Below are 24,969 nucleotides of genomic sequence, written 5' to 3' on the forward strand. Positions count from 1 at the left end.
GCTCACCCGTCCGTGTCGAGTGACGAAACCGTAAGTGAAAGGTATTCGCGTTTCAAGTCGTTCTGACGTACGGTCCTAGCATGACGACCTCCGCGACCACGTACGACACGGCGACGAAGGATCTCGATCCGCCGCTCGCCGTCGTCGACCTGGCCGCGTTCGACGCCAACGCCGCCGATCTGGTCGAGCGCGCCGCCGGCCTGCCGATCCGCCTGGTCAGCAAGTCCGTACGCTGCCGCTACCTGATCGAGCGCGCGCTCGCGACGCCCGGGTTCGCCGGGCTGATGTGCTACTCGCTGGCCGAGGCGCTCTGGCACGCCGGCCTCGGCACGAGCGACGACATCCTGGTCGCCTACCCGACAGCCGATTTCGGCGCCCTGCGCGCACTCGCGGCCGACGAGCGAGCCCGCGCCGCGATCACGATCGTGGTCGACTCGGCCGAGCACCTGGACCTCGTGGACGCCGCGCTGGGCCACGACCACCCGGAGATCCGGGTGTGCCTGGAACTCGACGCGTCCTGGCGCCCGCTGCCGTTCCTGCACGTCGGAACCCGCCGCTCACCGGTCTTCACCGCGAAGCAGGCCGCGGCGCTGGCGCGGAAGATCGTGGCGCGTCAAGGCTTCCGCCTGACCGGGGTGATGGCCTACGAGGGCCAGATCGCCGGGCTGGGCGACGCCACCGGCAGTCGCCTCAACGACCTCGCCGTGCGCTGGATGCAGCGCCGGTCGTCGGCCGAGCTGTCCCGCCGCCGGACGGCCGCGGTGCACGCGGTGCGGGAGGTCGCCGACCTGGAGTTCGTCAACGGCGGCGGCAGCGGCAGCATCGAGCTGACCCGGGCCGACCGGGTGGTCACCGAGGTCGCGGCCGGGTCCGGGCTGATCGGCTCGACCCTGTTCGACGGCTACGCCCGCTTCCACCCGCAGCCCGCGGTGTTGTTCGCGCTCCCGGTCGTCCACAAGCCGGCGCGTCACATCGCCACGCTCTACTCCGGCGGTTTCGTCGCCTCCGGGCCGGCTTCGGCGAGCCGGCTGCCGTCCCCGCACTTGCCTGCGGGGCTGCGGCTGCTGCCGTTCGAGGGCGCCGGTGAGGTGCAGACGCCCGTGACCGGCAAGGCGGCACGCGACCTGCGGGTCGGCGACCGGGTGTGGATGCGGCACGCCAAGGCGGGCGAACTCGCCGAGCGGTTCGACGCGTACCACATCGTGGTGGACGGCCGGGTGGAGCGCACGGTGCCCACCTACCGGGGCGAACACCAGAACTTCGGCTGAGTTGTCCACATGTCCACAACCCTGTGGACAACTCAGGCCAGCGTCGCCGCCGCCTCGCGCAGTTCGTCGAGCGTCCGCCGGGTCAGTTCGGCGAAGTCCAGCTGGTTGGCCGGGTCGATCCAGCGGGTGAATGCGAGCCGGAAGGCGAGGTTCCCGATCTCGGCCGTGAGGCTCGCGTCGGGTTCCGGCGTGCCGCGTTCGCGCAGGGCGTCCCGGAACGCGGTGGTGAGCGTGGCGAGCTTGAGCAGCTCACGCTCCTGCAGCTCGGGGTTGGCGTCGATGACGGCCTGGCGCTGCTGCGCCCACTGCAGCCGCTCCGGCCCGAAGAACACCGCGGTGGCTTCGAGAGCCGTGCCGATCGCCGCCAACGGCGTGGCCGTGGCGGGTGCGCCGGTGATCGCTTCGGTGAGGACCTCGCCCAGCGCGTCCTGACCGCCGAACAGCACCTCACGCTTGTCGGCGAAGTGCCGGAAGAAGGTCCGCTTCGTCAGCCCGGTCCGCTCCGCGATCTCCGCGACCGTGGTGTTGTCGTACCCCCGCTCGGTGAACAGCTCTAGCGCGGCGCGCGACAGCCGCTCAGGCGCGTTGGGCTCCCACCGGACCATTCGCGCAGTCTAGGTGATGACACCAGGTGTCATGCGGTGCTACCGTTGTTGATGTCACCAAGTGACATCACTGAGGAGGATTCCATGCGTGTTTTCGTCACGGGCGCGTCCGGGCACATCGGTTCGGCGGTCGTCCCGGAGCTGCTGTCGGCCGGTCACGAGGTGGTCGGCCTGGCGCGGTCGGAGGCCTCGGCCGCGAAGCTGGCCGCCGCCGGCGCGCAGGTGCGGCGGGGCGACCTGCGGGACCTGGACGGCCTGCGGGAGGCGGCAGCCGAAGCGGATGGCGTCATCCACCTCGCCTTCGACCACGAAGCCATGACCGCCGGGGACTTCGCGGGCGCGGGCGACACCGACCTGGCCGTCGTGCGGGCGTTCGGCGAGGTGCTGGCCGGCACGGGCAAGCCGCTGGTCGGGACCTCGGGCACCGCGATGGTCGCGGGGCTCGGGCTGGACCGCGCCGCCACCGAGGAGGACGTGATGCCGGGCGGCTACCGGGTCGACTCGGAGAACGAGCTCACCGGGTTCGCCGACCGCGGGATCCGGAGCTCGGTCGTCCGGCTCCCGCCGATCGTGCACAGCTCACTCGACAAGCACGGCTTCGTCCCGGTCCTGATCGCGGCCGCGCGCAAGGCGGGCCGGTCCGGCTACCTCGGCGACGGCGCCAACCGCTGGCCCGCCGGGCACACGCTGGACGCCGCGCGGCTCTACCGCCTGGCGCTGGAGAAGGCGCCGGCCGGTTCGCGGCTGCACGCCGTGGGGGACGAGGGCGTCCCGCTCCGGCAGATCGCCGAGGCCATCGGCCGCCACCTGGGGTTGCCGACGGAGAGCATCCCCGCCGAGCAGGCCGAGGCGCACTTCGGCTTCCTGGCCCGCTTCGCGGCGATGGACAACCTGACGTCCAGCGAGCGCACGCAGCGGCTGCTGGACTGGAAGCCGGAGCACCCCGGCCTGCTCGCCGACCTCGACGCGGGCCACTACTTCGAGAAGGATTGAGCTATTCCCCGAGGCGCGAGGCCAGGTACTGCTTGATGAGGTGCTTGGTCTCGCCCACGATTTCCGCGTCGCCCTGCGGGTCGCGGTGGAAGGCCAGCTTCAGCAGCCCGTCCGCGGCCTCGATCGCGACCGTCATCGCCAGCGACAGGCGCGGCGTGTTCAGGTCGATGTACTTCCCGACGAGGTCGGCGAGCGAGTCCGCGATTACCCGGTTGTTGTCCCGGCTGTCGTCGAGCAGCTGCCGGTCCACGACGTCGCCGAAGTGGACCTTCGAAAAGCCCGGCACGGTCCGGTGCATCTCCAGGTAGATGTCCAGCACCGAGTCGACGACGTCCCACCAGTGCCGCGGGTCCTCGCGGCTCAGCCGCTCGCTCACCGCCTGCACGAACCGGTCCAGGTTGCGTTGGGTCAGCGCCCGCACGACCGCCCGCTTGTCGGGGAAGAACTGGTACAGCGAACCGACGGCGACCCCGGCGCGCTTCGCGATCAGGGTGGTGGTCAACGCGTCATAACCGACCTCGTCGATGAGCTCGGCGCTCGCGTCCAGCATCTGCTCGACCCGCTTCGCGCTGCGCTGCTGGACGGGCTGCCGGCGAAGCGGGGTCGTCGTCGCCTGGGTCTCCGACACGTTGTGCTCCTTCTGGTGCTCTGAACAGGGACTTTAGCGCGCCGGACCGCTTCCCCCCGGTCGAGGGAAGGGCTAGCATTTGAGAACTTTTCACGTTAGCCCCGATGAAGGGACGTCGCTCGTGGAGAACCTCGCCTTCCCGCCCGGCTTCCTGTGGGGCGTGTCCACTTCGGCCTTCCAGATCGAGGGCGCGACCAGCGAAGACGGGCGCGGGCCGTCGGTGTGGGACACCTTCGCCCCCGGGCAGGCCGACGTCGCGTGCGACCACTACCACCGCTGGCCGGAGGACGTCGCGCTGCTGACCGAGCTGGGTGTCGGCGCCTACCGCTTCTCCTTCGCCTGGCCGCGGATCCAGCCGACGGGGTCCGGCGCGCCGAACGAAGCGGGCCTGGCCTTCTACGACCGGTTGATCGACGCGCTGTGCGAAGCGGACATCGCGCCGGTGGCGACGGTCTACCACTGGGACACCCCGCAACCGCTGGAGGACGCGGGCGGCTGGCTGAACCGGGAGACGGCGTACCGGTTCGCCGAGTACGCCTCGGTCCTCGGCGAGCGCTTCGCTGATCGCGTGCGGATGTGGATCCCCCTCAACGAGCCGATGGTGACGACGGTGTTCGGGTACGCGATCGGCGAGTACGCGCCCGGACGGACACTGCTGCTGGACGCCCTCCCCACCGCACACCACCAACACCTCGCCCATGGCCTCGCGGTCCAGGCTCTGCGGGCCGCGGGTGCGTCGAACATCGGCACCGCCAACCATCATTGTCCAGTTTGGCCTACTTCAAACTCCCGAGCTGATCATGATGCCGCGCACTGGCTGGACGCGTTGCTCAACCGGACCTTTTCGGACCCGGTGCTACTCGGCAGTTATCCCGCGGAAATCGAACCGCACCTTCCCGCCGGATACGCCGATGACCTGGTGAACATCGCTCAACCGCTGGATTTCTACGGCGTCAACTATTACGAGCCGCACGGCGCGGCGGCGCCCGGCGAGGGCAATCCGCTGCCGTTCGAACTTCGCCCGATCGAGGGTTTTCCGCGCACCACCAACGACTCCCCGATCGTGCCGGCCGCGCTGCTCGAGCTGCTGGCCGGCCTGCGCGACCGGTACGGGGAGAAGCTGCCGCCGGTCTACCTGACCGAGAACGGCGCGAGCTTCGACGGCGTTCACGATCAGGAGCGCATCGACTTCCTGGACGCGCACCTGCGGTCCGTCGCCGCCGCGATAACAGCGGGAGTTGAAGTCCGCGGGTATTTCGTTTGGTCGCTGCTCGACAATTTCGAATGGTCGAAGGGGTACGCGCCGCGGTTCGGACTGGTGCACGTCGACTACGAAACGCAGCGCCGGACTCCCAAGGACTCCTTCTCCTGGTACCGGAAGCTGGTGCGCGCATGACCGGAACGCGGACGCCCGACGCGCTCGCCGAACCCGAAGTCCCGGTCCGGGCCGGCTGGATCGGCCTGCTCTTCGGCGCGAACATCGGGCTGTGGATGGGCATCTACGCCCCGATCCAGCTGCTGCTGCCGGAGCAGGCCGAACACCTGGACGCCGCGGACAAGGAGCTGGTGTTCGGCATCGTCACCGGTATCGGCGCGGTGGTCGCGCTGCTTACCAACCCGCTGGTCGGGCTGGCCTCGGACCGCACGCGCTCCCGGTTCGGGCGGCGGCACCCGTGGACGCTCGCGGGCGCGCTGTGCGGCGCGCTCGGCCTGGTGGTGCTGGCGGTCGCGCCGAACGTGGCGGTCATGGTCGTCGGCTGGTGCCTGGTGCAGGCCGGGCTCGGCGGCATGCTCGCGACGCTCACCTCGGCGGTGCCGGACCGGGTCCCGGTCGGCCAGCGGGCGCGGATCGGCGGCCTCGTCGGCATCAGCCAGATGCTCGGCACGGTCCTCGGCGCCGTGCTGGTGACGGTCCTGGTCACCAGCCTGCCCGGCGGCTACCTCGCCTGCGCCGCGGTCGTGGTGCTCGGCGCGGCCGCGTTCGTGCTGCGCACGCGGGACATCGCCCTGCCGCGGGACTGGCGCCCGGCGACCGGGTTCCGCGCGGTCCTGCGGGAGCTGTGGGTTTCGCCGCGGCGGCACCCGGACTTCGCGTGGGCCTGGGGCTGCCACTTCCTGATCAACCTGGGCAACTCGCTGGGCACGTTCTTCCTGCTGTTCTTCCTGAAGGACGCGGTGCACCACCCGGACCCGGACACCGGGCTGCTGATCATGATGGGCCTCTACGGTGTCGCGCTGGTGATCGGCGGCCTCGTGGTCGGCCCGCTGTCCGACCGGACCGGCCGCCGCAAGCCGTTCGTGCTGGGCGCGGTGGTGGTGATGGCCGCGGCGGCGATCGTGCTGGTGCTGTGGCAGACCTGGCCCGCGGCACTGGCGGCGTCCCCGCTGCTCGGGATCGGGTTCGGCGCGTACTGGGCGGTGGCGCTGGCCATCCTCACCGAGGTGCTGCCCGCCGCGCAGGACCGCGCCAAGGACCTGGGCGTGATCAACATCGCCAACGCGCTGCCGCAGGTGATCGCGCCGGTCGCCGCGACCGTCATCCTGGCCGAACTCGGCGGCTACCCGGGACTGTTCGCCGCGTCGGCGGTCGCGACGATGGCGGCCGGGGCGTTCGTCCTCGGTGTCCGCTCGGTGCGCTGAAATCACCGAAGGGCTCCTCCGGGGTTCGGAGGAGCCCTTCAGCTCCGTACCTTTGGGCCCGCGGGCCGGTGCCGGTCGGGGGAGGGGAGTGCAACGGCACCGGTCCGCGGAGTTCTCGGGGCCACGAGGGCGGGGCGGTCAAGGTGCGATCTGCAACTTCGAGTCCTCGACCATGATCGACAACATAGCGGTGACGGGGGTGTTCCGCTAGAGGTTGTTACCGAGTTTTTTCGATTAATCGCCGAGTGGTCAGCGGTTCGCGACCTGCGGTATCAGCGCGTGACGACCGGTTGTCTCACCCGGCGTCGTACCGCGCGTCTGTGCCGGGACCTTCGGCTTGCGGCGCGACGGGCGGCGCAGGTCCTGCTGGGGGGCGAGACCGCCGGCGACGAGGTGCTCGTGCGCGACCTGCCACACCGAGCACGGCGCCTTGCAGCGGTGCCACCGGGTGGAGCAGGTGGGGCAGTCGCCCCGCTCGTCGGGCTCGTGAGCGGTCAGCATCGCGCGCCAGCCCTCGGTCAGCCGCGGCAGTTCCGACCGGGCCACTGAGACGAGGGACTGCGCGTCCGCCCTGGTGGCGAGATCGGCGAGCATGTCGAGGCGCTCCCAAACCGCGTTGCGGAGGACCTGCCCAAGGATCTGATCCACGGAATTCTCACCGTCACCTTTCCGCCAGTTTGGCGGCTTCGTTCAGCGCCGCCTGGAGCTGGCCGAGCTGACCCGCGGTGAGGCGGGCCGTTTCCCCGGGCGGTCCGACGAGGACCACCTGGTCGTCCTGGACGAGCACGGTGACGCAGCGGTCGCGGTTGATCATGTCGCCGCACTGCACCCGCCACACCAGCTGACCACCCTCGTAGCGGCGCAGCTGCGCGGCACGCGGGTCCGGCGCGGGCATCGCCGACCGGCTCGCGACCGGCGCACCGGCCGGGGCGAAGGACCGCCGGTGGACCTGGGCGCGTGGTGCCGAGATCGAGTTCATGAACTCCACCGTGTCTCCGCTCTGCTTCGGGCTTGCTGTCCGTGTTCGTCGTAGCTCTGCGTGATCGCGGGGCGTATCCGCTCGGTCACGCCGAACCCGAGAACTAGATTGCGATGAACCGCAGCCGAAGAGAAGGCGAACCGCGGTCACAGCGGCGACCGGCGCGGGCGAGCCGGTGAACGGTCGCCGGAGTTCACCCCGACCGATCAGGGCTCCCGCAACGACGTTTCCCAGGGTTCAATGGGTGTGCCTACGCTGCGAATCGACGCCCGACAGGACGGTGAGGGGGCGCAATGGACGCCGGTGACAACACTGATGCCCGCCAGGGACACCCGATCAGCTCGGATGCCTGGGAGAAGCGGGAGATGAGGGAGGCCCTGGCCGCCCGCAACATCAGTGCCGTGTACCGGAACCTGCGCAAGGAGGGCATCTCCCAGCGCCAGATCGCCGCACTCACCGGCCAGTCCCAGTCGGAGGTCTCGGAGATCCTCAAGGGCCGCCAGGTGATGGCCTACGACGTGCTCGCCCGGATCGCCGACGGCTTGGGTGTCCCCCGTGGATACATGGGCCTCGCCTACGACGAGGCCACCGAGATTCAGGTCGTCGGCGCAGCCGACGAGCAGCAGGCTGAGGAGGACGAGTCCGTGAAGCGGCGGAACTTCCTCGCGCACGCCGCCCAGGTCACGATGGGGGCGGCCATCCTGGGATCGTCGCCGAGGGCATGGGCGGCGAGCCCCGCGAGGACGCCGGCACCCGGCCACATCGGGATGACCGACGTGCGCCAGGTCGAGGCTGCGACCAGAGCGCTGCGCGCGCTCGACTACCAGTACGGCGGCGGCTTCTGCCGCGACGCCGTGGTCGCGCAGCTGTCCTGGGGGCAGCAGATGCTCGACTCCTCCGCGGCCACCCCGGTCCGCTCGCGCCTGTTCGTGGCGCTGGCCGACCTGCACAGCCTGGCTGGTTGGACGTCGTTCGACAGTGGACTGATGGACTCCGCGCGCGGGCACTTCGCCAACGCGCTGGAGCTGGCCAAGCAGGGCAACAACGACCACCTGGTGGCCAACATCCTGTACCGGATGGGCCGGGTCTACCTGCACCAGGAAGCGCCCAACGACGCGCTCAAGCTGTTCCAGCTGGGGCAGATCGCGGCGCAGGAATCCGGCTCCGAGCTGGCGATCTCCGTGCTCGCGGCGAACCAGGCGTGGGCCTACGCGATGATGGGCAACGAGGACCAGTCGCTGAAGCTGCTCGGCCTGGCCAAGGACGAGTTCGCCCGCGCGAACGTGGCCGAGGCCGAGGACTGGGTGAAGTTCTTCAACGAGACCGACGTCTACGCGATGATCGGGACCGTCCACACGGTACTGGCGCGCGGTGTCGACACGAAGCACACGCAGTACGCGATCCCGGCGCTGACCAGGGCGATCGAGGCCTACGGCGAGGACATGCAGCGCAGCAAGGTGTTCAACCAGGCCGCGCTGGCCACCAACCACCTCATCGACGGCGACATCGACCACGGCGCCCGCATCGGCCGCCTGGCGCTGGAGTCGGCGGACGGCCTCAAGTCGGCCCGCGTGAAGGACCGCATGATGCCGATGCAGGAGGAAGCGGCCAAGCGCCGCAACAACCCCGACGCCCGCGACCTGGACGAACGCATCAGTTCGTTCTTCGCCGCCTAGGAAGATGCGCACCGTCGCGGACGAGCTGGACGGCCGGTTCACCAAGGAGAAACTGGCCGCCGTGCTGGCCGAGGCGTGCGCCCTCCTGGGTCTGGACCACCGCGGCGCCCGGCTGCTGCGGTTCACCAACAACGCCGTCTACGAGCTGGCCGGCGCGCCGGTCGTGATGCGCATCGTCGGGTCGCGTGCGCTGCGGCACCGGGTCGCCAAGGTCGTCGAGGTCGCGCGGCACTTCGAGGCCAACGACGTGCCGGCGATCCGGCTGCTGCCCGGCGTCGGCCAGCCGATCCACGTCGGCGAGCACGTCGTCACCGCGTGGGTCCGGGTGCCGCCGGGCGAGCGCCGCGCGAACGCCGCCGACCTGGGCAGACTGCTGCGCCGGGTGCACGCCCTGCCCGCCCCGGACGGCGTCGGCGAGTGGGCGCCGCTGGCGGACGTGCGCGCCCGCGTGGCCGACGCCGAGGAGCTCGACCCGGACGACCGCCGGTTCCTGCTGCGCCGCAGCGCCGAAGTCGAAGCCGCGCTCGGCGAGCTGGAGTTCCCCCTGGACCGGAGCCTGATCCACGGCGACGCGCACCCGGGCAACGTGATCGTCGGCCCGGACGGCCCGGTGCTGTGCGACTTCGACTCCGCGTGCTTCGGCCCGCCGGAGTGGGACCTCACGCCGCTGGCCGTCGGCCGCGAGCGGTTCGGGGACCCGGCGGGCCGGTACCGCATGCTCGCCGACGTGTACGGCTTCGACGTCACCACCTGGGACGGGTTCGCCGTGCTGCGGGCCGCCCGCGAGCTCAAGCTCGTGACCAGCGTGCTGCCGATCCTGCGCAGCCACCCGCACGTGCGCGGTGAGCTGCGGCGACGGCTGGGCGACCTGCGCGCGGGCCGCGCCGGTACGGAGTGGGCCCGCTACCGCTAGTCCACATCGTGGGAAAAACGGGGACATTTACCGACCGCAGGAGACCGCTCGTCGTATGTCCGGATCCCTGTGCGCGCGGTGGGAAATTCGGTCCGGCTAGTCACCCTGGGTGGATTAATCCGTCCCCCACGCGTGCAACTTGCAGCTACTGACGGTTAGCTGACCGGGGCCCGGGTGAGCACCACCGCGAACCCGAACGCGAGCCCCATGATGGTCAGCTCCAGCGTCGCCCACGTCGCGAGCGCGGTCCGCTCGTGCCGGACGATCCGCGGCATCAGCTTCCACCGGACCATCGCCCCGAGCACCGCGATCCCGGCCGCGCACACCAGCTTGAGCACCACGAGCTGCCCGTACGGCGTGGTGAACAACGCGGTGAACAGGCCGATCGTCGGGTTGAGCAGGATCTCCACGACCGCGTTGAACAGCCCGGTCGCCGACACCAGGACCAGGCACAACGTCGCCAGCTTGGAAAACCGCGGCAGCGCGTGCGCGAGCAGCGTCCGGTTGGCGGCGAGCAGCACGACCATCGCGCCGAGGCCGCCGGTCCACGCGACCGCGCCCATGACGTGCAGCTCCATCGAGATCATCGTGTAGTCGTGGTAGTCCCAGTTCGCCGCGTGCCCGGTCACCGGCAGCGGCAGCAGGGCGAACAGGCCGAGCCCGACGCGCACCTCGGCGGGCACCTTCTCGCCGTGCCGCAGCGTCAGCACCCCGAGCCCGACCTGGACCAGCGCCAGCACGGCGACGACGAGCAGCGCCTTGCCCGCCCCAACCTGCACGACGTAGTCCCAGATGTCGGCGAAGCTCACCGTCGGCACCTGCGGCCGGTACTCGGCGGTCTGCAGCACGAGCGTGACCAGCGCGGTCGTCGTCCAGACCAGCGACGCGGCCAGCGCGATCGGACGGGCGCGGCGCATGATCGGCTCGGTGAGCTTCGGCCGGTCGTACCCGACCAGCACGGACAGCAGGGCGATCCCGATCGTCGTCACCGCGGCCAGGTCGAGCAGCACGCGGACGATCGGGATGGCGACCGAGACCACCTCGCTGACCTCCGCCACCCCGGGCACCGGCGCGGTCGCCGTCAGCGCGACGCCGATCAGCGCGCCGGCCAGCGCGGCGGTGACGATCGCGACGATCGCCTGGTAACGGACTTGCGAGGTGGCCCCGGCCGCCGTGGTCACGCCTTCTCCCTGCCCATCCGGAGAGCCAGCGTCAGCCCGATGGCCAGCAGGACCACCGCGCCGACGATCCACACCCACACCGGAACCCCGCCGCCGGACTGGGCGGCGGGTGCGGCCGTGTCGGCCCCGGTCGCGGCACTGGCCGTGGCCGGGGTGCCGTTGCCGGCCGTGGTGAGGGTGAACGGCACCTCGCCGGTCACCGGGTGCCCGTCGGCGGACAGGATCCGGAACCCGACGGTGTACTGCCCGGCCGGGCCGAGCGGCCGCACGCCGACGGTGACGACGTTGCTGTTGATCTGCACGTCGCCCTCCGCCCACTGCGTGCCGCCGGGGCCGGTGACCGAGACCTGGTTGACGTTGCCGCCCTGCACCGGCGCGTCGAAGGTCAGCGTGATCTTCGACGGCCCGGTCGCGAGCGTGGCGTCCTTGGCCGGGTCGGACGAGACGAGCACGTTGTGCGCCAGCGCCGGGGTGGCGGTGACGACCAGCGCGACCAGTGCGGTGGCGACCGTGACGAGCAGGCGGCGCATTACTTCGACGCCTTCCGGGACCGCAGGACCGCGCCGGCGCCGACACCGAGGCCGAGCGCGCCGACGACCAGTCCGGCGCCGCCGAGCCAGCGGGCCGTGTCGTCGGTGGAGGCGGACTCCTCCGCGGCGGCCTGTGCGGCGGCGGTCTTCGCGTGGTGCGAGTCGCCCGAGGCCGAAGCCGCGGCCAGCGACACGGTGGGCGCCGGGTGCTCCGGCTCCTCCGCGCCGGCTGCCTGGACCTGGTCCCACGCGACGACCGTGCCGTTGTCGTAGGTCTGGATCGCGGGCAGGACCAGTTCGTCGACCGCGGGCAGCGAGCCCGCGGTGATGCCGAAGTCCTGGTACTGGGTCTCGCCGGGGCCGATCTTGGTGCCCGGCTGAGCGGTGAAGACGACCTTCGTGACCGCCTCGGTGACGTCGAGGCCCTTGCCGTTCTTGACCGGCGCCGGCAGCGGGGTCTTGGTGACCTCCGCGGTCCAGCCGGGGATCGGCTGGTACCGCACCGAGCTGATCGCGTACTCCGGCTTGAAGTCGATCTCCACCTTGACGGTGGCGGCGTTCTCCTCCTCGTTCGGCACGCGGAACGTGATCGCCCCGTACCCGCCCTGCTGCGGCTCCGAGCCGAGGACGTTGGCGGTGACGTGCGCGGACGCGACGCCCGCGCCCAGCAGGCCCGCGATCCCGACGGTGCCGGCCAGCACGAGCCCGCGCCGGATGACGGCGTTGTTCGTCATGATGCTCCTGAAAGAAGTGAGTGGGTCAGCGCGCTGCGCTGAGGTGAAGGGTGTGGTGCGCCGGGCGCGCGGGCGGGCCGCGCCTCGCGTGCATCCGGCTCAACAGCACCCGCACCTGCGGCACGCCCGGCGCCGGAGCGGGCGCGACGGGCAGCGGGACCGGCGGCGGGAGCGGTCCGAACAGGACCGGGAGCAGCAGCGACAACCGCGCGGCGGCGACGTCCAGCAGCGCTTCGGCGTGCGCCAGCAGCAGTCCGGTCACGACGGTCGCGCCCGCGTGGGCGGCGAACATCGCGCCGGGCATGTCGCCGGCGTGCGGCATCAGCTCGTCGAGCACGACGTGCATCAGCAGCTGGGCCGCGCCGAGGACGGTCAGCACGCCGACCGGGCCGCGGGTGCGGTCGGCCAGCGCGGTGCCGGTCCAGCCGACGAGCAGGACGAGCAGCAGCGTCAGCGCGGTGTCCGGCAGGCCGCCGTGGGCGAGCGCGTGCGCGCTGACGGCCAGGCCGCCGGAGGTGAGCGCGAGCAGGACGCCGCGCACGGTGCGTGACGCTCCGTGTCGCTGGGGTCGCTTGCTCACCGATCCAGGGTAGGAGACCGGGAATGATCATGCGACGGCGTCCCGGGTGGTGAACGCTGGGAGCGGTCCGGAAATCGGTGCTCAATAGACCTTCACCCGGTGTCGGTAGTTGAGACTTTCACGTTTTTCGGCAACGGTGGGTAGGCCGGACGAGTGAACGACGAACCGGGAGGAGGCGGCCACCGGGGATGAACCTGTTCGAATACGTGGCCGATCGGTGGAGCAGGCTCGGGCTGCAGGCCTGGCTCCACGTGAGCGCCGTGGTGCAGTGCACGATCATCGCCGCCGTCATCGGGGTGCTGATCGGCGTCGCGGTCTACCGCAGCCCCATCGGATCGGCCCTGGCCACCGCGCTGGCCAGCACGGTCCTCACCATCCCGTCGTTCGCGCTGATCGGGCTGCTGATCCCGGTCGTCGGGCTCGGCGTCGCGCCCAGCGTGATCCCGCTCGTGCTGTACGCGCTGCTGCCGATCGTGCGCAACACCATCGTCGGGCTGAGCGGGGTCGACCCCGCGGTCACCGACGCGGCCAAGGGCATCGGGATGAGCCGGTTCGGCGTGCTCACGCGCGTCGAGCTGCGCCTGGCCTGGCCCGCGATCCTGGCCGGCATGCGCGTGGCGACCCAGATGCTGATGGGCATCGCGGTGATCGCCGCCTACGCCAAGGGGCCGGGGCTGGGGTCCGAGGTGTTCGCCGGCCTGACCAACGCCGGCAGCACCAACTCCATGAGCCAGGCCCTCACCGGCACGATCGGCGTGGTGGTCCTCGCGCTGATCCTCGACGGCATCTACGTCCTGATCTCCCGCTTCACCGTTCCCAGGGGTGTCCGTGTCTGAAACCATCGAATCTCCCGCACAGGCCGAATCCGGCGCGGTGTCCGGCGTCGAGATCCAGCTGGAGCACGTCACCAAGCGCTACCCCGGCTCGCGCCAGCCCGCGGTCGACGACGTCACCATGACGATCCCGGCGGGGAAGATCGTGATCCTGGTCGGCCCGTCCGGCTGCGGCAAGACGACCACGATGCGGATGATCAACCGGCTGATCGAGCCGACGTCCGGCCGGATCACCATCGGCGGTGAGGACGCGCTGAGCCTCAACCCGGACCGCCTGCGCCGCAAGGTCGGCTACGCGATCCAGCAGGCCGGGCTGTTCCCGCACTTCACGGTGGCGGAGAACGTCGCGGTCGTGCCCGGGCTGCTCGGCTGGGACAAGAAGAAGATCGCCGACCGCGTCGACGAGATGCTCGACCTGGTCGGGCTCGACCCGGCCCAGTTCCACGACCGGTTCCCGCGCCAGCTCTCCGGCGGCCAGCAGCAGCGCGTCGGCGTGGCCCGCGCGCTCGCCGCCGACCCGCCGGTGCTGCTGATGGACGAGCCGTTCGGCGCGGTCGACCCCATCACCCGCGGCAACCTGCAAGACGAGCTGCTGCGGCTGCAGTCCGAACTGGGCAAGACGATCGTGTTCGTGACCCACGACTTCGACGAGGCCGTGAAGCTCGGCGACAAGATCGCGGTGCTCGGCAACCAGTCGAAGATCCTGCAGTACGACACCCCGGACGCGATCCTGGCCAACCCGGCCGACGACACGGTCGCCGGGTTCGTCGGCGCGGGCGCCTCGCTCAAGCAGCTCACCCTGCTGCGGGTGCGCGACGTCGAGCTGAAGCAGGACACAGTGACCGCGACGATCGGCGATTCGCCCGCCGAGCTGCGGCGGCAGATGACCGAGCAGCGCCGCACCTATGCGCTGGTGCTGGACCACCGCCGCCGCCCGGTCCGCTGGGTGCACGTCCGCGACCTGGGCAGCGCGACCTCGCTGGAGGGGGTCGGCAAGCCGATCGGCGACTACGTGAGCCTGCAGTCGACGCTGCAGGACGCGCTGGAGGCGATGCTCGTCGAGGGTGGCGGCGTGCCGGTCACCGGGGCGCGTGGCGAGTACGCCGGGATGATCGAGCTGGACACCGTGATGGGCACGATCCAGCGGCTGCGCGAGGAGCACTCGGACGACGGGGGACCGGCGTGACCACAGCCGTCGACAAGGGGTTCACCACCGAATCCGGTTCTCGCCGCGCGGAACGGGCGCGGCTGCTGGTGCAGCCCGCGGTGGTCGTGGTGGTCGTCGCCGCGGTCGTGGCGTGGGCGCTGCTGCGGGACAACGACGCCATCGAGGCGCAGAACCTGAACGCCGCCCGGCTGCTGGAGGCGACGTGGCAGCACCTGCTGATCACGGTCGCGGTCGCGGTCATCGTGGTCGGCGTCGCGGTGCCGCTCGGCGCGGTGCTCACCCGCTCCTGGGCGCGGCCGGTCGCGCCGGTGTTCCTGACGATCGCGAACATCGGGCAGGCCGCGCCCGCGCTCGGCGTGATCGTGTTGTTCTTCCTGTGGACGCAGTGGGACGGGTTCTGGGTCGCGGTGCTGCCGATCGCGTTCTACTCGCTGCTCCCGGTGCTGCGGAACACGATCGTCGGCATCAACTCGGTCGACCCGGCGCTGATCGACGCCGGCCGCGGCATCGGCATGTCCGGCCGCGCGGTGCTGTTCCGGATCGAGCTGCCGCTGGCGGTGCCGCTGATCCTGGCCGGGCTGCGGACGTCGCTGGTGCTCGCGGTCGGCACGGCGACGCTGGCGTTCTTCGTGAACGGCGGCGGGCTCGGCGAGCTGATCGACACCGGGTACAAGCTCAACCGCGTTCCCGTGCTGGTCACCGGCGCGATCCTGGCGGTCGGCCTCGCGCTGCTGATCGACTGGCTGGGCGCGGTCATGGAACGCGTCTTCGGACCGAGGGGGCTGGCGTGAAGCGGTTCAAGGCGATTCTCGGCGCGGCGCTGCTGACGACCTCGCTCACCGCGTGCGGCTTGGACGTCAACGCGGCGCTGCCATACGACGTGAAGCCCGGGTCGATCCGGCCGGTGCCGAGCCTGGACGGCGTGGACATCGCGGTGGGGTCGAAGGACTTCACCGAGAACATCATCCTGGGCTACATGGCCGAGCTGGCGTTGTCGGCGGCCGGTGCGGACATCACCGACCTGACGAACATCAGCGGGTCGAACTCCGCGCGGCAGGCGCTGATCAACGGGCAGATCGACATCTCGTGGGAGTACACCGGCACCGCGTGGATCTCCTACCAGGGCAACACCGAGCCGATCCCGGACGAGAAGGCCCAGTTCGACGCGGCGAAGGCGGCCGACGAGGCGCAGTTCGGCATCACCTGGCTGGACTACTCGCCGGTGAACGACACCTACGCGTTCGCCACCACGGAGGCCTACGCGCGGCAGCACAACCTGCGGTCCAATTCGGACATGACGGAGTTCCTGAAGCAGCACCCGGAACAGGCGATCTTCTGCGTGGAGACGGAGTTCGCGAGCCGCCAGGACGGGATGCCGGGCGTGCAGCGGACCTACGGCTTCCCGACCACGGAGGTGAAGACGTTCGGCACCGGCGCGATCTACTCCGCGGTGGCCAGCGGCACCTGCAACTTCGGCGAGATCTTCACGACCGACGGCCGCATCGCCGGCCTGAACCTCCGCGTCCTGGCCGATGACAAGCGGTTCTTCCCGCAGTACAACGCGGCGGTCACGATGAAGAAGGAGTTCCTGGACGCGCACCCGGCGGTGCGCGGGGTGCTCGAACCGGTCGCGAAGGCGCTGGACAACCAGCAGATGATCGAGTTGTGCAAGCAGGTCGACGTCGACGGCCGCGACGCCGGTGAGGTCGCCCGCGACTGGATGGTCGCGAAGGGCTTCATCCAGTAGCTAGACGCCGAGGCGCTTGAGCAGCTGGCCCTCGATCCGCTCCAGCTCGGCCGTCACCGCCTGGTGCGCGGCCTTGCGGCGCGTGCCGGGCATCCGCTCGGCGGCCCGTACCGCGGCGGTCAGCTGTTCGAGCGTCGCCTGCGAGTCCTTCGCGAAGCGGACGTCGTCGTCGCTCGCGCGTTCGGCCTTGCGCACCTCGGCCAGCGCCTCGGACGTGCCGGCGATGCGCGCCAGCAGGTGCGCGCCGCGGCCGGTGAACTCCGACAGCCGGTCGATCGGCACGCCGAGGCGCCGCGCCTGGTAGTGGTCGTAGGCGTCGCGGACCGCGCTCGCCGCCTTGACCGCGAGCGGTGCCAGCGCGGGTGCCACCGCGGGGACCACGATCTTCGCCACGGCGACCGCGTTCTTGGCCTTCTTCGGCGTGATGCCCGTCTCGGCCGGCGTCTTGGTCTTCTTGCGAGCCATGGGCTGAATGTAGCGGCACGCACAAGCCGGAGCATGTCCGACACGTAATGCGCCGGTCACACTCGGCGCGGAACTGTCGGTGGCCCTCTCTAAAGTAGGTGTCATGGAACCTGAGGTGCTGCTCGAGGCCGGCGCGGTGAGCCGCTGCCGTCGTCGCGTGCACCTCGAACACGACCCGGCGATGCGCGAGGTGCCGCTGGCCCCGCCGGACCCGTCGGCCGAGCAGCGCATCGCCGACGCGGCCGCGCACCGCGCCGAGATCCGCGACCGGCTGATCGCGGCCAACCAGGGCGCGAGCTGGGTGGTCGTCGACCGTGAGCTGCCGCCGCCGGAGCGGGCCGCCGCGACCCAGCAGGCGATGGCGCAGGGCGCCGACTACATCTGGGGCGCGCTGCTGCCCGCCGACCGGGCCGGCCACCGCCGCGGCGGGTCCGAGCTGCTGGTCCGCGCCGAGGGCGGGTACCTGCCGGTGCTGGTGGTGCGCCACCGCATCACCGACCCGGGCGCGGGCGCGGTCACCACGCCGCCGCACGACCTCGACCCGCGGCACGCGATCCCCGACCCGGCGCGCCGGGTCCGCTCGCACCCGCGCGACCAGATGCGGCTGGCCCACCTGCGCCGCATGCTGGAGGCGCACGGCGTGGCGTCCGCCCGGCTGGTCGGCGGTGTCATCGGCCTGGACGCCGACGTGGTGCTGTGGCACGACCTGTCCGCCGCCACCTGGCCGAACGGCCGCACGGCGCTGACCGAGTACGACACGCGCTTCGCCGACCGGCTGGCGATCGCCGAGGCCGCCCGCAGCGGTGGCCCCGCGCTGGCCGAGCCGTCCCGCGTGCTGGAGTGCCGCACGTGCCCGTGGTGGCCGACGTGCGAGGCGGAGCTGACCGCGATGCGGGACGTGAGCCTGGTCGTGCGCGGTGAGGACGCGATGGAGCTGCGCCGCGCCGGGGTTTCCACAGTGGACAAGCTCGCCGCGCTGGACCCGGACGACGAGCCGCCGATCATCTGGACGTCCGGGCCGTTCGCCGACGCGGTCGCGCTGGCGAGGGCGTGGCTGGCGGACCTGACGATGGTGCGCCGCGTCCGCGAGGTCGAGGTGGCGCGGGCGGACGTCGAGGTCGACATCGACATGGAGTCCTTCGGCGAGTCCGGCGCCTACCTGTGGGGCTGCCTGCTCAGCGGCGCGGACATCGGGATCGAGCAGGGCTACCGCGCGTTCGTGACCTGGCAGCCGCTGCCGACCGGGGACGAGGCGCGGTCGTTCACGGAGTTCTGGACCTGGCTGCGGGAGGTCCGGGAACGGACCCTCGCCGCGGGCCTGACCTTCCGGGCCTACTGCTACAACGCGATGGCCGAGAACCGCTGGCTCTTCGGATCGGTCGAGCGGTTCGGCGACCACCCCGGCATGCCTGCCAAGGCGGAGATCCAGTCCTTTGTGGACTCGGACGAGTGGGTGGACCTGTTCCGCAGCGTGTCCGACCAGTTCCTGTGCTCCCGGGGCAAGGGGCTGAAGGTGGTCGCCCCGGTGGCCGGCTTCACCTGGCGCGACCCGGAAGCAGGCGGCGAGGCGTCGATGCGCTGGTACCGCCAGGCGGTAGGCATGGACGGCGGCGAGCCGGACCTGACCCAGCGCGACCGACTGCTGCGCTACAACGAGGACGACGTACGAGCCACGCACGCCCTGCGCGAGTGGATGACCACGACAGCGAACGGCATCCCGTTCATGGGCGACCTGTAGGTCATTGGGCGGTAGGCGCCGCCTGGTGGCGCTTCCCCTGGTGGTGGCCCGCCTGCGGACGCTGGGGCGCCACTGACCGCGCACTGCCGGGAGGCCGTTGGCTCGGCATGGCGGCCCTGCCTGCCCCGGCTGCGCCATCCCCACCGTGCGATCCCGGTCTCGGCTCGCGGGCCCGGTCTGGGCTGTGCTGCCCGGGTCTCGGCTCGCGGGTCTGTTTGCCTGGGCTGCGCCGTCCCCGCCGTGCGATCCGGGTTTCGGCTCGTGGGCCCGGTCTGGGCTGTGCTGCCTGGGTTTCGGTTCGCGGGTCTGTTTGCCTGGGCTGTGCCGTCCGCGCCGTGCGATCCGGGTTTCGGCTCGCGGGCCCGGTCTGGGCCGCCGGGTCTCGGCTCGCAGGTCTGCCTGGCCGGGCTGCGCCGTCCCGGTCTCCGTTCGCAGGCCTGCGGGGCCGCGCCGTCCCGGCCTCCGCTACGGGGCTTGCCTGCCAGGCCGCGCCATCCTGGCCTTCGCCTACGGGCCTTCCCCGCGGCCGTCGGCTGGGCTTGCGGCGTCCTACCTACCCGCGCTTCGCCATCCCCACCGCGCGATCCCGGCCTCGGCTCGCGGGCCCTGTCCGGGCTGGGCCGCCGGGTCTCGGCTCACGGGCCTGCGGGGCCGCGCCATCCTGACCTTCGCCTACGGGCCTGCCCCCGGGCGGCGGCCTGCCTACCCACGCTGCCCATCCCCACCGCGCGCCCGTCAGCCGGAAGCCTCGGCCACGCGGAGGTAGGCGCTCAGCTGCGTGGCAGCCTCCAACATCGCCACTCCCTGCGCGGTCAGCTTCCCCTGCCACGCCGTCAAAGTGCCGGCCAGCGCCTCCGTCCCACCCGCGGCCCGGATCTGCCGCACCACCTCCGCGATGTGCTCCAGCAGGTAGCCGCCGCGGCGGAGCAGGTGCGCGAGTTCCGCGTCGCGGACGTCGGTGGGCTGGTAGAGGCGGTAGCCGGTCGCCGGGTCGCGGGTGGGCACGACGATGCCCGCCTCCTCCCACTTGCGCAGCGTCGCGGGCGTGACGCGCAGCCTCCGCGCGAGTTCGCCGATCGTCCGCGTCGGCCCTTCCGGCACGGGCGGGGCTTCGGTCAGGTGGCCGACCGCCTTGCGCACCGAGTCCAGCGTCTCGCGGTCGCGCAACAGCTGGGCGTGCCCGCGGTCCACGAGCGTCAGCGCGTGGTCGAGCCTGCCCTCGTTCAGCGCGTTCATGATCTGCCCGGCGATCGCGTGCCCGTAAGCCCGGACGAGAGCGAGGAACGCCCGCAGCGCCGCGGCGTGCACCTCCGTGTAGACCCGGTACCCGCTGGGCGTGCGGTCGGCGCGCGGGAGGAAGCCGTCGCGCTCGTAGTTGCGCACCGCCTGCGTCGAGATGCCGTGCTCGCGTGCGAGATCCGCCGGTTTCAGGGTGACCACCGGTTGGAGACTTTAGCGCACTTCCACCAAGACCAAGCTAACAAAAGTCTCAACTGTTCTTTCAACGATACGATTGAGGCTCATGGACATTCGAGAACTACTCGCCCCGGACGTCGACTTCCTGGCCTTCGGCGAGCCCGCCCACCTGGAATCGGCCTTCGCCCTGATCCGCAACGGACTGTTCGCCGAGCTGGCCGGTGACGTCACCGCGATCGCACTGGAGACCGACCGCGTCGCCGCGCTCGAGGTGAACGACTACGTCCAGCACGGCGTCGGCAACCTGGACACGGTGATGCGCGAGGGCTTCTCGCACCGCTTCGGCGAGCTCGACAACAACCGGCGGCTGATCACCTGGATGCGTGAGTACAACGAGACCGCCGAGCGGCCGCTCGCCTTCCACGGCTTCGACGTCTCCACCGAGATGATGAACGCGCCCAGCCCGCGCACCTACCTGGAGCACGCGCGGGACTACCTTGGCCTCGACCACGACATCGCGGCCCTCACCGGCGACGACGAGCGGTGGAACCGCACGGAAGCGGTGCTGAAGGCGGCCGAATCACCCGGCGCCACGCCCGAGGCGGACCGGCTCCGCGTGATCGCCGACGACATGCTGGTCACCCTTTACGCCAGCGCGCCGATGCTGATCGCGGCGACCTCTCGCGCGCAGTGGGACCGGGCGCGGATCCACCTCACCGCGGGCCTCGGCCTGCTGCGGTACCACCGCCAGGCCGCGGAACCGGTCGACGACAGCGCCCGCTGGACCCGGATGAGCGCGTTCCGCGACGCGATGATGGCCCAGAACCTGCTCGACATCCGGGACGCCGAGCGCGGCCCGGTCCTGGTGTTCGGCCAGAACCGGCACCTGCAGCGCAACGAGAGCCACATGCGGCTGGGCCCGATGGACATGAACTGGTCCAGCGCGGGCGCCATCGTCTCGTCGCTGGTGGGCGAGCGGTACCGGCTGATCGTCGGCAGCCTGGGCAGCAGCAAGGCGATCGACCTCGGCGAGCCCGCGCCGGAGACGTTCGAGGGCCGGTTGCAGAGCCGCGTCGACGAGTGGGGCCTGGTGCCGGCGCGCGAACTCGCTGCCGCGGAGGCGCGCACCGACACCAACCCCATGCAGGGCTACTTCCCGCTGGACCAGGCCACGGTCGACGGCGCCGACGCGATCCTGCACGTCAGCGCCGGGACCGACACCCAGGCCCTGGTGCTGCGTGCCTAGCGCGGCGCCATCCGCAGCGAGCCGTCCATGCGGATGACCTCGCCGTTGAGGTAGTCGTGCTCCACGATGTTCACCGCGAGCTGGGCGTACTCGTCGGGCCGGCCGAGGCGCTTCGGGAACGGCACTCCCGCCGCCAGGCCGGCCCGGAACTCGTCGGAGACCGTGGCCAGCATCGGGGTGTCGATGATGCCCGGCGCGATCGTCATGACCCGGATGCCGTGCGAGGCCAGGTCGCGCGCCGCGGGCAGCGTCATCCCGGCCACACCGCCCTTCGACGCCGAGTAGGCGACCTGCCCGATCTGCCCGTCGAAGGCGGCGACCGACGCGGTGTTGATGACGACGCCGCGGGCGCCGTCCTCGACGGGCTCGGTCTTGGCGATCGCCTCGGCGGCCAGCGTCGTCACGTTGAAGGTGCCGATCAGGTTGACCTCGACGACCTTGCGGAACAGGTTCAGGTCGTGCCTGCCCTTCTTGGACAGGATCCGCGCGGACGGCCCGATGCCGGCGCAGTTCACCACGACCCGCAGCGGCACCGACCCGCCCGCGGCCTGCTCCACCGCGGCCGCGACCTGGTCACCGTCGGTGACATCGGCCTCGACGTAGGTGATGCCCTCGACCTTCTCCGCCTTCTCGATCCCGGCGGCGAGGTCCAGCGCGAACACGTGCGCGCCCCGCTCGGCGAGCGCCTTCGCCGTCGCGCCACCGAGTCCCGACGCACCACCTGTGACGATCGCGGCGGTGTCCTTGATCTGCATGAACGGTTCCTTCCGTGGCCGGCCACTCTGCTCTGCACACGAGGTTAACGCTCGTTTTCCCCGGCCTGGCGTGGCCCTCCTCACCCGTCGCGCGACGTACCCGGCGCGGACGACTTCCGTTAGGACTGCGGTCAACTGCGGCTGTCACCGTCGGCAGCATGAGCGGAGCTCGCATCGTCGTGATCGGCACCGGATACGTCGGACTGACCACCGGGGCCTGCCTCGCCGCCCTCGGACACCAGGTGACCTGCGTGGACGTGGACGACGTCAAGGTGGCCCGGCTCGCCGCGGGACGGGTGGACATCCTGGAGCCCGGCCTGGAGGAACTGGTCACGCGCGGGCTCGCCGCGAGAAGGCTGCGGTTCGTGGTCGGGTCGCGCGCCGCGGTCGCCGGAGCGGACGCGGTCTACCTGTGCGTGCCGACCCCGATGGGCGCGGGCGGCGCCGCCGACCTCCGCGCCGTCGAAGCGGTGATCGCGGAGATCGCCGACGTCCTGCCGGCCGGGTGCGCGGTGGTCACCAAGTCGACCGTCCCGGTCGGCACCGCCCAGCGCATCCGCGCCCTGCTCGGCCGCGACGACGTGCCGGTGGTGGCGAACCCCGAGTTCCTGCGCGAGGGCACCGCGGTCGCCGACTTCATGCACCCGGACCGGATCGTCGTCGGCTCCGACGACGAGGCCGCCGCGCGCCGCATCGCCGACCTCTACCGCGACCTGTCCGCGCCGAACGTCATCACCGACGCCGCCAGCGCGGAGCTGGTCAAGTACGCGGCCAACTGCTTCCTCGCGATGAAGCTGTCTTACGTCAACGCGATCGCCGAACTGTGCGAGCGGCTCGGCGCGGACATCGTGTCGGTGACCGAGGGGATGGGCCACGACCGCCGCATCGGCCGGTCGTTCCTCAAGCCCGGCCCCGGCTGGGGCGGCTCCTGCCTGCCCAAGGACACGCACGCGCTGGTGCAGGTCGCCGAGTCCGTCGGGTTCGACTTCTCGCTGCTCACCGCGGCGATCGTGGAGAACATCGCGCAGCGGGACCGGATCGTCGCGAAGATCGCCGGCGCGGTGGGCGGCAGCCTGGCCGCCGCCCGGATCGGCGTGCTGGGCCTGGCGTTCAAGGCGGGCACCAACGACCTGCGCGACTCGCCCGCCCTGTCGGTCACCTCGATGCTCGCCGCGCACGGCGCCGAGGTGACGGCCTACGACCCGGCGGTGCGCGAAGCGCTGCCCGGCATGACCGTGGTCGACGACCCGTACCAGGTGGCCAAGGACGCGGACGCGATCGTCGTGCTCACCGAGTGGGCCGAGTTCACCAAGCTGGACTGGGGCTACGTGGCGGACCTGATGCAGGGCGACGGGGTGGTGGACACGCGGAACCTGCTGGAGCCGCGGACCATCACGGACGCCGGACTGTCGTATGTGAGCCTCGGCCGCCCCCGCCCGGCCCGCGTCGCCCTGCCGGGGTGACTCAAGGCTGCCAGAGCCAGAACTCGATGCCCTGGTTGTCGATGCAGTCGGCGGTGAGGCCGTAGGGCTTGCGGTCCACTTCGGTCACCTGACCGCCCGCCGCACGCACGCGCTCCACCGCGGCGTGCACGTCGTCGACCGCGTACATCAGCTTCCAGCCGACCTGCCGCGGCCCGCCCCACAGGCCGCCTTCCAGACCTGGGCCCTCGAAACCCCAGGCGTGTTCGACGGATCCGCGGGAGAACTGCCACCCGAGGACGCTGCCGTAGAACGCCTTCGCGGCCTCGTCGTCGGGGACCTGGAAGGTGAAGTACATGGCCTGGCCGTGCCGCGCGGTGTCCTGGCCGCTCGCGCGGACCGGCGCCTGGGACAGCAGCCACCGCTGGCCGAAGGGGTCGCGAATCGAGCCGGACCGGCCGTGCCCGCGGTCGGACACCGGGTCGAGCACCTGCGCGCCCAGCTCGACGGCGCGCGCCACCGCGGCGTCCACATCGGACAGATCGATCCGGATGCTCGCCCCGCCCGCGGCCGTGACGTGCCCGATCTCCGGGAACTCCTCGGCAAGCATCAGGACGCTGTCGCCGATCGCCAGTTCGGCGTGCCCGATGCGGCCGTCCGGCATCATGATGGGGTCGCCGCGGCGTTGCGCGCCGAAGGCTTCGACGTAGAAGTCCAGCGCCCGCCGCGCGTCGGACACGGCGAGGTACGGGGTCAGCGAGTGCAGTTCCGCCCGTGCGGGTGCTTCCGTGCTGGTCATCTCTCCTCCGTTCAACACAGCGCGACGCAGGCGCTCGCGCAGCTCGGCGGTGAACCGCGGATCGGGGGCGACCGGCTGGACCGGGGCGCGGAGTGCGTCGAATGGGTCAGTCATCACGCACCTCCTTCTCCCGGTAGGCGGCCCGGAACGCGGATCGCGCCCGGACCAGCAGTGCTTCGGTGGCGTGCACGGTCCGGCCCAGCAGGCGGGCGACCTCCGGCACCGGCAGACCGTCCAGGTATCGCAGCGTCAGCGCGGCCCGGTGGTGCGCGCCCAGCGACTCCAGCACCTCGCGGGCCAGCAGGGCGTCCAGTTCGGCGTCCCACGGGTCCACCGAATCGGCCTCGGACTCGTGCACCACGCGCAGCCCGCGTTCCTCGCGCTCCCGCCGCCGCCAGTGGTCGATCAGCTTGTGCCGGGCCACCCCGATGAGCCACGGCGTGCTCACCGGGGGCGCTCCCGGGTTCCGGCACGCGCTGACGGCGCCGAGGAACGTCTCGGAGGTCAGCTCCTCGGCCACGCCCCGGTCACCGCAGCGCGCGAGCAGGTAGCCGTACACCTCCGGCAGCGCCGTCTCGTAGAGGTCGAGCAGCGCGAAGGCCGGGTCCGGTCGTACCCGCGGTTCGCTCACACCCCCATCGTCGCCCGGGGGAG

Annotated in this window: 26 protein-coding genes; 13 read left to right on the forward strand and 13 right to left on the reverse strand. The window is 71.5% G+C overall.

What is annotated here, in order from left to right; translation table 11 throughout:
• Nucleotides 1–80 precede the first annotated feature (80 nt).
• Nucleotides 81–1,268 (forward strand): amino acid deaminase/aldolase, encoded by a 1,188-nt coding sequence (locus tag ABZ215_RS01200; RefSeq protein WP_354946925.1) that lies wholly within the window; start codon nucleotides 81–83, stop codon nucleotides 1,266–1,268.
• 32 nt (nucleotides 1,269–1,300) lie between these two features.
• Here ABZ215_RS01200 and ABZ215_RS01205 read toward each other — a convergent pair whose 3' ends face one another.
• Entirely contained in the window at nucleotides 1,301–1,873 is a 573-nt protein-coding gene (locus ABZ215_RS01205) for a TetR/AcrR family transcriptional regulator (RefSeq protein WP_020416302.1), read from the reverse strand.
• Nucleotides 1,874–1,957: 84 nt separating this feature from the next.
• Between ABZ215_RS01205 and ABZ215_RS01210 the strand changes: the two genes are divergently transcribed.
• A complete protein-coding gene (locus tag ABZ215_RS01210; protein ID WP_354946928.1) occupies nucleotides 1,958–2,866 on the forward strand; it encodes an SDR family oxidoreductase in 909 nt (302 codons plus the stop codon).
• Nucleotide 2,867: 1 nt separating this feature from the next.
• Here ABZ215_RS01210 and ABZ215_RS01215 read toward each other — a convergent pair whose 3' ends face one another.
• Nucleotides 2,868–3,494 carry a TetR family transcriptional regulator gene (locus ABZ215_RS01215; RefSeq protein WP_020416304.1) on the reverse strand — a complete coding sequence of 209 codons (627 nt, stop codon included), beginning with the start codon at nucleotides 3,492–3,494 and terminating at the stop codon, nucleotides 2,868–2,870.
• 121 nt (nucleotides 3,495–3,615) lie between these two features.
• On the opposite strand from ABZ215_RS01215, the gene ABZ215_RS01220 reads away from it, so the two are divergent.
• Together ABZ215_RS01220 and ABZ215_RS01225 are read left to right on the forward strand one after the other, a co-directional pair.
• Complete coding sequence (locus ABZ215_RS01220) at nucleotides 3,616–4,890, forward strand: GH1 family beta-glucosidase (RefSeq protein WP_354946929.1); 1,275 nt, start codon at nucleotides 3,616–3,618, stop codon at nucleotides 4,888–4,890.
• Complete coding sequence (locus tag ABZ215_RS01225) at nucleotides 4,887–6,134, forward strand: MFS transporter (protein WP_354946930.1); 1,248 nt, start codon at nucleotides 4,887–4,889, stop codon at nucleotides 6,132–6,134. Before ABZ215_RS01220 ends, ABZ215_RS01225 begins: the two co-directional genes overlap by 4 nt.
• Nucleotides 6,135–6,383: 249 nt before the next feature.
• Here ABZ215_RS01225 and ABZ215_RS01230 read toward each other — a convergent pair whose 3' ends face one another.
• Nucleotides 6,384–6,782, reverse strand: coding sequence for a hypothetical protein (locus ABZ215_RS01230; RefSeq protein ID WP_020416307.1), 399 nt, complete (start codon nucleotides 6,780–6,782; stop codon nucleotides 6,384–6,386).
• A gap of 13 nt (nucleotides 6,783–6,795) precedes the next feature.
• A complete protein-coding gene (locus tag ABZ215_RS01235) occupies nucleotides 6,796–7,113 on the reverse strand; it encodes a hypothetical protein (RefSeq protein WP_235716045.1) in 318 nt (105 codons plus the stop codon).
• Nucleotides 7,114–7,406: 293 nt separating this feature from the next.
• Here ABZ215_RS01235 and ABZ215_RS01240 point away from each other — a divergent pair, with 293 nt between their 5' ends.
• Nucleotides 7,407–8,789, forward strand: a complete 1,383-nt coding sequence (locus ABZ215_RS01240; RefSeq protein ID WP_017986057.1) for a helix-turn-helix transcriptional regulator — start codon at nucleotides 7,407–7,409, stop codon at nucleotides 8,787–8,789.
• 4 nt (nucleotides 8,790–8,793) lie between these two features.
• Entirely contained in the window at nucleotides 8,794–9,702 is a 909-nt protein-coding gene (locus tag ABZ215_RS01245) for an aminoglycoside phosphotransferase family protein (protein WP_020416310.1), read from the forward strand.
• Nucleotides 9,703–9,857: 155 nt separating this feature from the next.
• Here ABZ215_RS01245 and ABZ215_RS01250 read toward each other — a convergent pair whose 3' ends face one another.
• From ABZ215_RS01250 to ABZ215_RS01265, 4 genes are read right to left on the reverse strand one after another with little or no spacing between them, the layout of a single operon-like run.
• Nucleotides 9,858–10,883: a CopD family protein gene (locus tag ABZ215_RS01250; RefSeq protein WP_354946933.1), complete on the reverse strand. Its 1,026-nt coding sequence runs from the start codon at nucleotides 10,881–10,883 to the stop codon at nucleotides 9,858–9,860.
• A complete protein-coding gene (locus ABZ215_RS01255) occupies nucleotides 10,880–11,413 on the reverse strand; it encodes a copper resistance CopC family protein (protein WP_237339792.1) in 534 nt (177 codons plus the stop codon). The genes ABZ215_RS01250 and ABZ215_RS01255 overlap by 4 nt, the downstream gene beginning before the upstream one ends.
• Nucleotides 11,413–12,147, reverse strand: coding sequence for a YcnI family protein (locus ABZ215_RS01260; protein ID WP_237339791.1), 735 nt, complete (start codon nucleotides 12,145–12,147; stop codon nucleotides 11,413–11,415). The genes ABZ215_RS01255 and ABZ215_RS01260 overlap by 1 nt, the downstream gene beginning before the upstream one ends.
• Before the next feature lie 25 nt (nucleotides 12,148–12,172).
• Complete coding sequence (locus ABZ215_RS01265; RefSeq protein ID WP_354712613.1) at nucleotides 12,173–12,688, reverse strand: hypothetical protein; 516 nt, start codon at nucleotides 12,686–12,688, stop codon at nucleotides 12,173–12,175.
• Between the two features lie 227 nt (nucleotides 12,689–12,915).
• Between ABZ215_RS01265 and ABZ215_RS01270 the strand changes: the two genes are divergently transcribed.
• The 4 genes from ABZ215_RS01270 to ABZ215_RS01285 are packed head-to-tail and all read left to right on the forward strand — an operon-like array spanning nucleotide 12,916 to nucleotide 16,475.
• Nucleotides 12,916–13,563: an ABC transporter permease gene (locus tag ABZ215_RS01270; protein WP_020416315.1), complete on the forward strand. Its 648-nt coding sequence runs from the start codon at nucleotides 12,916–12,918 to the stop codon at nucleotides 13,561–13,563.
• 37 nt (nucleotides 13,564–13,600) lie between these two features.
• A complete protein-coding gene (locus tag ABZ215_RS01275) occupies nucleotides 13,601–14,746 on the forward strand; it encodes a betaine/proline/choline family ABC transporter ATP-binding protein (RefSeq protein WP_237339802.1) in 1,146 nt (381 codons plus the stop codon).
• Entirely contained in the window at nucleotides 14,743–15,519 is a 777-nt protein-coding gene (locus tag ABZ215_RS01280) for an ABC transporter permease (RefSeq protein WP_020416317.1), read from the forward strand. Before ABZ215_RS01275 ends, ABZ215_RS01280 begins: the two co-directional genes overlap by 4 nt.
• Nucleotides 15,516–16,475, forward strand: coding sequence for a glycine betaine ABC transporter substrate-binding protein (locus ABZ215_RS01285; protein WP_354946935.1), 960 nt, complete (start codon nucleotides 15,516–15,518; stop codon nucleotides 16,473–16,475). Before ABZ215_RS01280 ends, ABZ215_RS01285 begins: the two co-directional genes overlap by 4 nt.
• On the opposite strand, the gene ABZ215_RS01290 is transcribed toward ABZ215_RS01285, so the two are convergent.
• Entirely contained in the window at nucleotides 16,476–16,940 is a 465-nt protein-coding gene (locus ABZ215_RS01290) for a DUF6474 family protein (RefSeq protein ID WP_020416319.1), read from the reverse strand. It abuts the gene before it with no gap.
• Between the two features lie 103 nt (nucleotides 16,941–17,043).
• Here ABZ215_RS01290 and ABZ215_RS01295 point away from each other — a divergent pair, with 103 nt between their 5' ends.
• Nucleotides 17,044–18,678: a TM0106 family RecB-like putative nuclease gene (locus ABZ215_RS01295; protein WP_020416320.1), complete on the forward strand. Its 1,635-nt coding sequence runs from the start codon at nucleotides 17,044–17,046 to the stop codon at nucleotides 18,676–18,678.
• 735 nt (nucleotides 18,679–19,413) lie between these two features.
• Here ABZ215_RS01295 and ABZ215_RS01300 read toward each other — a convergent pair.
• Nucleotides 19,414–20,118 (reverse strand): TioE family transcriptional regulator, encoded by a 705-nt coding sequence (locus ABZ215_RS01300; RefSeq protein ID WP_354946937.1) that lies wholly within the window; start codon nucleotides 20,116–20,118, stop codon nucleotides 19,414–19,416.
• Nucleotides 20,119–20,200: 82 nt separating this feature from the next.
• Between ABZ215_RS01300 and ABZ215_RS01305 the strand changes: the two genes are divergently transcribed.
• Entirely contained in the window at nucleotides 20,201–21,340 is a 1,140-nt protein-coding gene (locus ABZ215_RS01305) for an erythromycin esterase family protein (RefSeq protein ID WP_354946939.1), read from the forward strand.
• On the opposite strand, the gene ABZ215_RS01310 is transcribed toward ABZ215_RS01305, so the two are convergent.
• Nucleotides 21,337–22,095, reverse strand: coding sequence for an SDR family NAD(P)-dependent oxidoreductase (locus ABZ215_RS01310; RefSeq protein WP_020416323.1), 759 nt, complete (start codon nucleotides 22,093–22,095; stop codon nucleotides 21,337–21,339). The two genes, ABZ215_RS01305 and ABZ215_RS01310, sit on opposite strands and share 4 nt — an antisense overlap.
• Before the next feature lie 158 nt (nucleotides 22,096–22,253).
• Here ABZ215_RS01310 and ABZ215_RS01315 point away from each other — a divergent pair, with 158 nt between their 5' ends.
• A complete protein-coding gene (locus ABZ215_RS01315; RefSeq protein ID WP_354946941.1) occupies nucleotides 22,254–23,558 on the forward strand; it encodes a UDP-glucose/GDP-mannose dehydrogenase family protein in 1,305 nt (434 codons plus the stop codon).
• Nucleotide 23,559: 1 nt separating this feature from the next.
• On the opposite strand, the gene ABZ215_RS01320 is transcribed toward ABZ215_RS01315, so the two are convergent.
• Entirely contained in the window at nucleotides 23,560–24,429 is an 870-nt protein-coding gene (locus ABZ215_RS01320) for a VOC family protein (protein WP_354946943.1), read from the reverse strand.
• Nucleotides 24,422–24,946: a sigma-70 family RNA polymerase sigma factor gene (locus tag ABZ215_RS01325; protein WP_354712593.1), complete on the reverse strand. Its 525-nt coding sequence runs from the start codon at nucleotides 24,944–24,946 to the stop codon at nucleotides 24,422–24,424. Before ABZ215_RS01325 ends, ABZ215_RS01320 begins: the two co-directional genes overlap by 8 nt.
• Nucleotides 24,947–24,969 lie beyond the last annotated feature (23 nt).

It is taken from the genome of Amycolatopsis sp. NPDC006131 (genome assembly GCF_040614175.1).
GTDB lineage: Bacteria > Actinomycetota > Actinomycetes > Mycobacteriales > Pseudonocardiaceae > Amycolatopsis_E > Amycolatopsis_E tucumanensis.

Excerpts from the sequence above, each read along its gene's own strand:
- ABZ215_RS01210 (WP_354946928.1), top strand. The coding sequence starts at position 1,958 with ATGCGTGTTTTCGTCACGGGCGCGTCCGGGCACATCGGTTCGGCGGTC.
- ABZ215_RS01290 (WP_020416319.1), bottom strand. The coding sequence starts at position 16,940 with ATGGCTCGCAAGAAGACCAAGACGCCGGCCGAGACGGGCATCACGCCG.
- ABZ215_RS01310 (WP_020416323.1), bottom strand. The coding sequence starts at position 22,095 with ATGCAGATCAAGGACACCGCCGCGATCGTCACAGGTGGTGCGTCGGGA.
- ABZ215_RS01200 (WP_354946925.1), top strand. The coding sequence starts at position 81 with ATGACGACCTCCGCGACCACGTACGACACGGCGACGAAGGATCTCGAT.
- ABZ215_RS01255 (WP_237339792.1), bottom strand. The coding sequence starts at position 11,413 with ATGCGCCGCCTGCTCGTCACGGTCGCCACCGCACTGGTCGCGCTGGTC.
- ABZ215_RS01245 (WP_020416310.1), top strand. The coding sequence starts at position 8,794 with ATGCGCACCGTCGCGGACGAGCTGGACGGCCGGTTCACCAAGGAGAAA.
- ABZ215_RS01225 (WP_354946930.1), top strand. The coding sequence starts at position 4,887 with ATGACCGGAACGCGGACGCCCGACGCGCTCGCCGAACCCGAAGTCCCG.
- ABZ215_RS01205 (WP_020416302.1), bottom strand. The coding sequence starts at position 1,873 with ATGGTCCGGTGGGAGCCCAACGCGCCTGAGCGGCTGTCGCGCGCCGCG.
- ABZ215_RS01270 (WP_020416315.1), top strand. The coding sequence starts at position 12,916 with ATGAACCTGTTCGAATACGTGGCCGATCGGTGGAGCAGGCTCGGGCTG.
- ABZ215_RS01295 (WP_020416320.1), top strand. The coding sequence starts at position 17,044 with ATGGAACCTGAGGTGCTGCTCGAGGCCGGCGCGGTGAGCCGCTGCCGT.
- ABZ215_RS01240 (WP_017986057.1), top strand. The coding sequence starts at position 7,407 with ATGGACGCCGGTGACAACACTGATGCCCGCCAGGGACACCCGATCAGC.
- ABZ215_RS01320 (WP_354946943.1), bottom strand. The coding sequence starts at position 24,429 with ATGACTGACCCATTCGACGCACTCCGCGCCCCGGTCCAGCCGGTCGCC.
- ABZ215_RS01305 (WP_354946939.1), top strand. The coding sequence starts at position 20,201 with ATGGACATTCGAGAACTACTCGCCCCGGACGTCGACTTCCTGGCCTTC.
- ABZ215_RS01235 (WP_235716045.1), bottom strand. The coding sequence starts at position 7,113 with ATGAACTCGATCTCGGCACCACGCGCCCAGGTCCACCGGCGGTCCTTC.
- ABZ215_RS01260 (WP_237339791.1), bottom strand. The coding sequence starts at position 12,147 with ATGACGAACAACGCCGTCATCCGGCGCGGGCTCGTGCTGGCCGGCACC.
- ABZ215_RS01315 (WP_354946941.1), top strand. The coding sequence starts at position 22,254 with ATGAGCGGAGCTCGCATCGTCGTGATCGGCACCGGATACGTCGGACTG.